Source organism: Kitasatospora sp. NPDC007106 (genome assembly GCF_040634455.1).
GTDB lineage: Bacteria > Actinomycetota > Actinomycetes > Streptomycetales > Streptomycetaceae > Kitasatospora > Kitasatospora arboriphila.
In genome coordinates this window covers 1-1,093 of the sequence record NZ_JBEYFP010001425.1, presented here as the reverse complement: position 1 = coordinate 1,093, position 1,093 = coordinate 1, and the positions used below count along the sequence as shown (strand labels likewise).

At 68.9% G+C, this 1,093-nt stretch carries 1 protein-coding gene and 1 pseudogene; one reads left to right on the top strand and one right to left on the bottom strand.

Going from position 1 to position 1,093, the window contains the following annotated elements:
- A pseudogene (locus tag ABZ641_RS38995) lies at positions 1 to 451 on the bottom strand (IS5 family transposase); the annotation flags it as partial.
- A 293-nt stretch (positions 452 to 744) separates the two neighbouring features.
- Between ABZ641_RS38995 and ABZ641_RS38990 the strand changes: the two are divergent.
- Positions 745 to 1,093: IS110 family transposase (locus ABZ641_RS38990; protein WP_359989455.1), on the top strand; the 349-nt coding region annotated here is incomplete at its 3' end.

The following is a 1,093-nucleotide window of genomic DNA, read 5'->3' as shown; positions in this document are numbered from 1 at the left end:
GCCGCCGATCAGCGTGACGGCGAGTGGGGTGCCGTGCCGGTCGACGATCAGGTGGTGCTTGCTGCCCGGCCGGCCCCGGTCGACCGGCGAAGGTCCGGTGCGCGCCCCCCTTGAGCGCCCTGACGTGCGAACCGTCGATCGCCGCGTCATCCATCTCCAGCAGGCCTTCCGCCCGCAGCTCGGCGAGGAGGAGCTCGTGCAGGCGCGGCCACACGCCCGCATCGGTCCAATCCCGCAGCCGCCGCCAAGCCGTGATCCCGCTGCAGCCGGTCCGCTGCGCGGGCACGTCCCGCCAGCTCACGCTCTTGCCCAGCACGTACACGATGCCGCGCAGCGCGGCACGGTCGTCCGCGGGAAGCCGGCCGGGGTATCGGTGGCGTCGCGGCGGACGTGGCGGCAGCAGCGGAGCCACCCGCTCCCACAAGTCATCAGGCACAAGATCATCCGACACGTGCAGCACTCGGCCGCCCGGCCACCTCAACTGCCAAGCCCCTGAATCGAACTCATTTTGAAATGATCCCTACCTTCTTGGTGGGCTCGTTCCGGTCCTTCGTACGATCGGGGCACCCAGGGGTACGGGTGTGGCTCAAAAGCTCATGCCGATGGTTGTGGCTCTTACTGATTGGCCGCCCGTGACCCCGCGACGACACGGCCACTGATTGGGATGCGCGAGCAGTCGCTTCGTAGGGACACGTCGGCGTGGTCGTCTGCCGGGACAGGACACAATCGACGAGGAGGCACTGGGTGCCGGAGCTGTGGGCGGGGACGGACGCGGGCAAGGCCGAGCACCACTGCACGGTCATCGACGCAGACGCAGTGAAACTGCTGTCACGCCGCGTCCCCAACAATGAGCCCGAACTGCTGGACCTGATCAAAGACGTGCTCGAGCTCGCAGACGGTGCCCCGGTGACGTGGGCGGTGGACCTGAACGCCGGCGGGGCAGCGCTGTGGATCGCGCTGCTGACTGCGCACGGCCAGCAGGTCATCTACATCCCGGGACGGACAGTGCACCACGCCTCCGGGGCCTACCGCGGCGACGGGAAGACGGATGCGAAGGACGCCTTCGTCATCGCCGACCAGGCCCGCATGCGCC